This is a genomic window from Caballeronia concitans (assembly GCF_001544615.1).
GTDB classification, from domain to species: Bacteria; Pseudomonadota; Gammaproteobacteria; order Burkholderiales; family Burkholderiaceae; genus Caballeronia; species Caballeronia concitans.
In genome coordinates this window covers 226,363-232,791 of sequence record NZ_FCNV02000010.1, presented here as the reverse complement: position 1 = coordinate 232,791, position 6,429 = coordinate 226,363, and the positions used below count along the sequence as shown (strand labels likewise).

7 protein-coding genes are annotated in these 6,429 nt (G+C 62.9%); 5 read left to right on the top strand and 2 right to left on the bottom strand.

Features of this window, described 5'->3' with window-relative positions; translation table 11 throughout:
- Window positions 1-541 precede the first annotated feature (541 nt).
- The gene (locus AWB72_RS21415; RefSeq protein WP_040050365.1) at window positions 542-1,045 is read right to left on the bottom strand and encodes a DUF6496 domain-containing protein; all 504 of its coding nucleotides are present in this window, start codon (window positions 1,043-1,045) and stop codon (window positions 542-544) included.
- A gap of 616 nt (window positions 1,046-1,661) precedes the next feature.
- Window positions 1,662-2,711 (bottom strand): IS110 family RNA-guided transposase, encoded by a 1,050-nt coding sequence (locus tag AWB72_RS21410; RefSeq protein ID WP_087128670.1) that lies wholly within the window; start codon window positions 2,709-2,711, stop codon window positions 1,662-1,664.
- Window positions 2,712-2,828: 117 nt separating this feature from the next.
- Here AWB72_RS21410 and AWB72_RS21405 point away from each other — a divergent pair, with 117 nt between their 5' ends.
- From AWB72_RS21405 to AWB72_RS21385, 5 genes are all read left to right on the top strand, one after another.
- Window positions 2,829-2,957: a hypothetical protein gene (locus AWB72_RS21405; protein ID WP_087128668.1), complete on the top strand. Its 129-nt coding sequence runs from the start codon at window positions 2,829-2,831 to the stop codon at window positions 2,955-2,957.
- Window positions 2,958-3,051: 94 nt separating this feature from the next.
- Window positions 3,052-3,561, top strand: a complete 510-nt coding sequence (locus tag AWB72_RS21400) for an A24 family peptidase (protein WP_040050363.1) — start codon at window positions 3,052-3,054, stop codon at window positions 3,559-3,561.
- Window positions 3,562-3,573: 12 nt separating this feature from the next.
- On the top strand, window positions 3,574-4,554 hold the full coding sequence (gene cpaB / locus AWB72_RS21395) for a Flp pilus assembly protein CpaB (protein WP_040050362.1): 981 nt from the start codon (window positions 3,574-3,576) through the stop codon (window positions 4,552-4,554).
- A gap of 104 nt (window positions 4,555-4,658) precedes the next feature.
- Complete coding sequence (locus AWB72_RS21390) at window positions 4,659-6,044, top strand: type II and III secretion system protein family protein (RefSeq protein ID WP_052449869.1); 1,386 nt, start codon at window positions 4,659-4,661, stop codon at window positions 6,042-6,044.
- A gap of 7 nt (window positions 6,045-6,051) precedes the next feature.
- Window positions 6,052-6,426 carry a CpaD family pilus assembly lipoprotein gene (locus tag AWB72_RS21385; RefSeq protein ID WP_040050361.1) on the top strand — a complete coding sequence of 125 codons (375 nt, stop codon included), beginning with the start codon at window positions 6,052-6,054 and terminating at the stop codon, window positions 6,424-6,426.
- Window positions 6,427-6,429: the final 3 nt, after the last annotated feature.

Genomic DNA, 6,429 nt, shown 5'->3' with positions numbered 1-6,429 from the left:
GAAACAGGTGGGACGATAGGCGATCCACGCCCCCGCACCTTCGTAGGAATTTAGGGTTGTAACAGGGAGACGTCAATCAGGCTGAAGGGCCGATGTTCGATCTCCGCTACGGATTCGTCAAACAACGATGAATCACAATTGCGCGGTTTTTTGAGATGCGAATACGTGCTACTGACGGCGATCAAAGCGCGAGACATAAACAACATATCGAGGCGGTGAAGTTGGCGCATTGGCGAGCGCCATCGGGGCAGGAAGGTGGTCGAGTCCCACTTGCAGCAGTCGTGCTCGCGCCTGTTTGCGGCGCGGTCAGCGATTCGGTCCGGCTAAACAATCAAGCCACCATATCGGGGCGGCCTTTCATTCTGTGGGCTGCGTTCTGTCAACGACACGCTTTCAAAAAGCTTCAGGCGCGTCGAGCCACAACCTTCAGTGTATGCGTCGATACGATCCTCCTCGCGGCGATCGGAAACGTTTCCTGCGTGACCTCCTCCATAATGCGGCCAGTATTCTGGTCTCGGCCAATACGCAGGAAACGCCAACCTCACCGCGACGCGTGACGCGAAGCTGACCCGCCCTTCTTGCCCGCCGCGTGCGCGCGACGCGTCTCCCAGCCCTTCTTCGCCGATGCGGAGCGGTCGGCGGCGGAACGGCGGCTCGCGCTCGCATGCGCCTGCTTCGACAGCGACTTGTGCGACGCCGCCTTCGTGCTTTCCCGTTTCAGCACGCGCGTCGACGTCGCGGAGCGCTTCGCCTTCGATTCGGTGCTGGGGCTCTTCGTCTTGCGATGCGCGGCCTTCGTATCCTGCGCGGCCTTCTTGCGCGTGCTTTCGGAGGCCTCGCCCTTCTTCGGCGTCTTCAGCTTGACGCCCGAGCGCCGCGCTTCCGACAGGCCGATCGCAATCGCCTGCTTCGCCGACTTCGCGCCGTGCTTGCCCTCGCGGATGTGATCGATCTGCTCCTTCACGAACGCGCCCGCCTGCGTGCTCGCTGACTTGCCCTCGCGCTTCGCCTTGTGCGCGCGCTCGACGGTTTTCTTTTCCGGCATGTCGGTACTCCTTGTGAAAGATGTCGCATTGACCGATTGAGCAACGGATGTGCCCGTGGCCATTCAACGGAAAACGCCCCGCGCAAACGATTGCGCGAATCCGTTTCCTCGACGCTTGCGGCGCCCGCCAGCGTCGTTCCGACCGATGCCGAAAGGCAACCACGAATCGCATTAAAGACCTGCGGGTTTCTGCCGATAAACGGCCTATCCACCCCACCGCCGAGCAGTCTGGAAATGGGCCGGTTTCCGCCTCCTGTTCGACGAATTGGATTGCCGCGGTGATGGATATGCTTCAACCGTCAGCAACCCCTGCAACCCCTGCAGCGCCTGAAGCCGTTCCTCTCACTCCCTTTCAAGGAAGCAACCATGCAAAATGTATGGTCCGCCCCGGGTTTGCAAGCGAGCACAGGCAAGCGAAGCAGTTTGCGTAAATGTATCCGGCCTCTCGCGAGTCAGCCGCTTTTGGCGGCAAGGCCATGATGGGATAAGCGCGCCCAGTTCCCAATAACTTCGACCGACCACGAGGGCCGCGTTTTTGCATGCGGGTTTACCGAACGCCGTCGAGCTGTTTCGTCACCAGTGCAGACAAGCAAACGAGAAGATCTATAAAAAGCGCCTATTGTTGCTGCGGTTGTCGGAGATAGAACGCGCTTTGGCGGGTAAGAACGGCCCAGGCAATTCGTGCAAGCTTGTTGGCAAGTGCGACAATGACCTTGTTTCGGTGCACTCCCTTGGCTTCCATTTGGTTTATCCATACGCCAAGATGGTCTCTTGTCCTATCTAAATGAAGGACGCAGGAACGAGCGCCATGAATCAGTAGCTTGCGCAAATAAGGATTTCCGCGCTTACTGATACCGAGCAGACGCTGTTTTCCCCCAGTCGAGAACTCCTTCGGCACCAATCCAAGCCAGGCCGCCAGGTGCCTGCCGGATTTGAACTGGGTTCCCGTGCCGGCAAAAGCGGTAATGGCCGTTGCCGTCAGTTGACCGATACCCGGCACTGATGTCAATCGAGTGGCAGCGTCGTCAGCGGCGGCGATCGCTTCGATTTGACGTCGAAGTTGAAGCAGGCGAGCCTCGATGGAACGATATTCCTGCCACAATTCCTGAAGCAGGTTGCGCATGGATGGTGTCAACCCATTCTCGTCGTCAGAGAGAATCGACGGGATGTGGCGGACAAAGTGTGCAGCGCCGGCACTGATCGTGAGACCGTATTCGAGCAGAAAGGCCCGAGCCTGATTGATGATCGACGTCTTGTTGGAGACCAGTCGTTGCCGCACCCGATGTAGCGCTTGTAAATCGAGCTGGGCTTCTGTTTTCGGTTGGGCAAAGCGCATCGTAGGACGTGAAATCGCTTCAGCAATTGCCTCCGCATCGATCATGTCTGTCTTGTTGGACTTCACGAACGGTTTGACGAATTGCGCGGGGACTATCTTGACTTCGTGACCACACGCGGCAGCTTTGCGCGCCAGCCAGTTGCTACCCGGGCAGGCTTCCATGCCCACAACGGTGGGTGAAGCACGCGCCAGAAATTCAATAAGGCGTTCCCGGGTGAAGCGGCTTCTGAACACCGGTTTGCCGGCAAAATCGAGCCCGACGACATGAAACGCGAATTTTCCGATGTCGATGCCCATACGGGTCACCACGGGCTTAACAGATTGATTCATAACACACCTCCTCAGAAACGCCTATCGCACCGGACTTGGCTATTCAGTGACGAGAGGGGCGGACCATCCTATTAGTTCATTAAGGCCTTCGTGCGCGACGAGCGCGGTGTCAGCGCGATGGAATACGCCATTCTGGCAGGTATCGTCGTGATCGCGCTGGTCGCGGCCACCACCTCGTTCTCGAGCACGATCACCAACCTGTGGGCCGGCATCACGGGCGCCATCACCAAGGCGACACCGTCTTAATCATCGCCGTGATGGAAGGGAGATCCGCGCGGCGTCCCGCCGGATCTCCCTTGTCTTGCCTCACGCGCCTCTGCCCCTTCCCGAGCGATTCATCGTGCCGACTCTTTCCGTGGTCATTCGTCTTGTCGCCGTCTGCGGGCTCCTGTGGCTTGCGGTCATCGACGTGCGCTCGCGACGTCTGCCGACGAACATCGTCCTTGCGATCGGCGCCCTCTTTTTCATCGATGCGTTGATCGCGGGCCTGCCGCTCGACGACGTCATCGCGCATCTTCTGCTTGCGGTCATCGTCTTTCTCGCCTGCGCGCTGCTGTTCGCCGCGCGGCTGCTCGGCGGCGGCGACGCCAAGCTCGCTTCCGTCATTTTTCTGTGGGTCGGCTTCGGCCTGTCGCTCGCGACGCTCACGCTCGTTTCCGTGACCGGACTGCTCGTCTCGGTCATCAGTCTCGCCACGCGCAACATGAATCCGGCGCAACGGCTGCTGCCGCTGCGCGCGCTGGCGATGTTCTCCGCTCAACGCGGCGTGCCGTACGGCGTGGCGCTCGCGTTCGGCGGCGGCGCCGTGATCGTGCTGCCCGCCTTGCTGCGCCTTCTTTCGACGCAATAGGACGGCATCCCCATGTCGAACATCATCAAATTCGCGGTTCTGCTCGTCGGCGCGCTTCTGATCGCGATGATCGTGCGCGTTGTCGTCGCGAACGCTTCGCATTCGAAAAAGCCTGTCATCACGACGGAGAAAGTGCTCGTGAGCGCGGCCAGCCTGCCGCAAGGTCTCTTGCTGCGCGACGAAGATCTCTCGTGGAAGCCGATCGAGAAGTCGCAGATGCCGCCCAACGCCATCGTGTCCGGCGACCCGAAAGCGCCCGAACTGAAGGGCGCGCTCCTGCGTCATCCGGTGGAAAGCGGCGCGGTGCTCATCGCCGACGACGTCATTCTCCCGAGCGCGCCCGGCTTCCTCGCCGCGACGCTGAAGCCGGAAATGCGCGCGGTCTCGGTTGCCGTCGATGACGTCTCCGGCAACGCGGGCCTCATCCAGCCGGGCGATTACGTCGATCTGCTGCTCACGCAACAGATGGATCGCCGCACCGATTCGCCGGATCTCGCCGTATCGAGCGAAACGGTGGTCGAGCATGTCCGCGTGCTGGCGGTCGGCTCCGAAATCCGCCGCCCGAAAAACGACAGCGACGGGCAGGACGCCGCGATTGCCCGCGCGCGCACCGTCACGCTCGAAGTCACGCCGCGCATGGGCGAAGTCGTCGCGGTCGCGGCGCGGCTCGGCAGCCTGTCGCTCGCGCTGCGCAGCTTCGCGACCGTCACGCGCGATCCGGCCATTCCGGCATCGTCGGCAACGGCCGCCAACGAGCGCAAGCCGATCTGGGCCGGCGACATTTCCCGCGCCGTGCGCGATCTGCCGCGCAGCCGCCAGCCGTCGAGCAACGCCGCGAACGCGGCACCGGCCGCGCCGGCCGCACCGCGCATGGTGACCATCTATCGCGGTTCCGAAAAGTCCGACTCGTCGAGCGTCGCGCTGGCGGGCGGCGGCGCGCCGGGCGTCGCGGGCGTCGCGCCTCCGCTGCCCGCGCTTCCCGCCGAGCGTTGAAACCGCGTCACCGTCCCGAAAGCGTGCCATCGCCAGGATTCAGGTTCATGAAAATGCAGTTCAGTTCGATCCGTACCGACGCCTCGCGTCTCGCCGCGCTCGCGATGTGCGCCGCGCTCGCCGCCGAAGCCACGCAAGCAGCGCAAGCCGTCGCGGTGCAGCCGTCGCCGTATGCCGGCCAGCAAGGCCCGCTCGCGCTCGATGCCGGCAAGGGCACGCTCCTGCCGCTTGGCGAAGCGGCGGTGTCCGTCTTCATCGCCGATCCGAGCATCGCCGACGTGCAAGTGCCGTCGCCGAAAGCGGTGTTCGTGCTCGGCAAGAAAACCGGCACGACGACGCTCTACGTGCTCGGCGCGAACAACAAGCCGATCGTGCAGCGCACGGTCGTCGTCACGCGCGACATGCTGACGCTGCGCGCCTCGCTCGCCGCGCGCTTTCCGGGCACGAACGTGCAGGTCAGCACGGGCCAGGGCTCGCTGCTGCTTACCGGCCAGGCCGCGACGCCCGCCGACGCCGACGCCATCGTGCAGGCGGTCACGCCGTATCTCGCCGAAAAGGAAGTGCTCATCAACCGCATGACCATCGACCGGCCGCTGCAGGTGCAATTGCGCGTGCGCATCACGGAAGTGGATCGCAATGTCACGCAGCAGCTCGGCATCAACTGGCAGGCGATGGGCAATGCGGTCGGCAACTTCTATAGCGGCATTTTCAGCGGCCGCTCGATCTACAACCTGAGCCAGCCGATTACGGGAGCGAACGGCTCGGTGTCGTATCCCGTGAATCTGGCGACGAACAATGCGTTCTCCATCTTCGGCGGCTTCAAGACGAACAACGTCGATATCCGCGCGCTCGTCGATGCGCTGAACCAGGAAGGCCTGCTCACCGTGCTGGCCGAGCCGAATCTCGTCGCGCTGTCCGGACAGACGGCGAGCTTTCTCGCGGGCGGCGAGTTTCCGATTCCGGTGTCGCAGGTCAACGGCGCGATCACGGTCGACTTCAAGCAGTTCGGCGTCAAGCTCGATTTCACGCCGACCGTGCTCAACGACCGCCGCATCAGCCTGAAAGTGCGCCCCGAAGTCAGCCAGATCGATTCGACCGCGAGCGTGACGACCGGCGGCATCACCGTGCCCGGCCTCTCCGTGCGCCGCGCGGACACGACGGTCGAACTCGCGAGCGGACAGAGCTTCGCCATCGGCGGGCTCTTGCAGAGCAATACGAGCGACATCGTTTCGCAAGTGCCCGGCCTCGGCTCCATTCCCGTGCTCGGCAAGCTGTTCTCGTCGACGAACTATCAAAACAACAAGACCGAACTGGTGATCATGGTCACGCCGTACATCGTCGAGCCGACGAATCCTGCGAATCTGCGCTCGCCGCTGGAATCGCTGGTTTCGCCTTCGAGCGATGTCGAATACGGCTTCCACCGCAAGAACGGCGATGCCGCGCAAAGCGGCCAGCCGCGTCTCGTCGGCGCGGCCGGCTATGTCTATTGAGGCCGTCATGAAACAGACACGACTTCTTTCGATTCTCGCAGCCGTCGCGTTCGCGGTCAGCGCCACCGGCTGCTTCAAGCCGCCGCGCACCATGCCGGAAGCGTCGGTGATCGGCTTCGACGGCGCGTCCGCCGTGCCGCCCGATTGCGCGAGCCTCACGCGCTCGTCGCTGCTGACGGACGGCGGGTTTCGCCGCCCGGGCATGCAATGGGGCTGCGCCACGTACACCAATCTCGCGGCGCAGGTCGCGCGCCCCGAGGACATCGTGAATCCGCGGACGCTCGGCCCCGCCGATGCCGCCGTCGCGGCGAGCGCGGTGCATCGATATGAAACCGGCCGGGTGATCGAACTCGACAAGACGACGTCGCGCAGCAGCCAGTGACCT

Coding starts and splice junctions, on each gene's coding strand:
- AWB72_RS21415 (WP_040050365.1), bottom strand. CDS start 1,045: ATGCCGGAAAAGAAAACCGTCGAGCGCGCGCACAAGGCGAAGCGCGAG.
- AWB72_RS21410 (WP_087128670.1), bottom strand. CDS start 2,711: ATGAATCAATCTGTTAAGCCCGTGGTGACCCGTATGGGCATCGACATC.
- AWB72_RS21405 (WP_087128668.1), top strand. CDS start 2,829: ATGGAATACGCCATTCTGGCAGGTATCGTCGTGATCGCGCTGGTCGCG.
- cpaB (WP_040050362.1), top strand. CDS start 3,574: ATGTCGAACATCATCAAATTCGCGGTTCTGCTCGTCGGCGCGCTTCTG.
- AWB72_RS21390 (WP_052449869.1), top strand. CDS start 4,659: ATGTGCGCCGCGCTCGCCGCCGAAGCCACGCAAGCAGCGCAAGCCGTC.
- AWB72_RS21385 (WP_040050361.1), top strand. CDS start 6,052: ATGAAACAGACACGACTTCTTTCGATTCTCGCAGCCGTCGCGTTCGCG.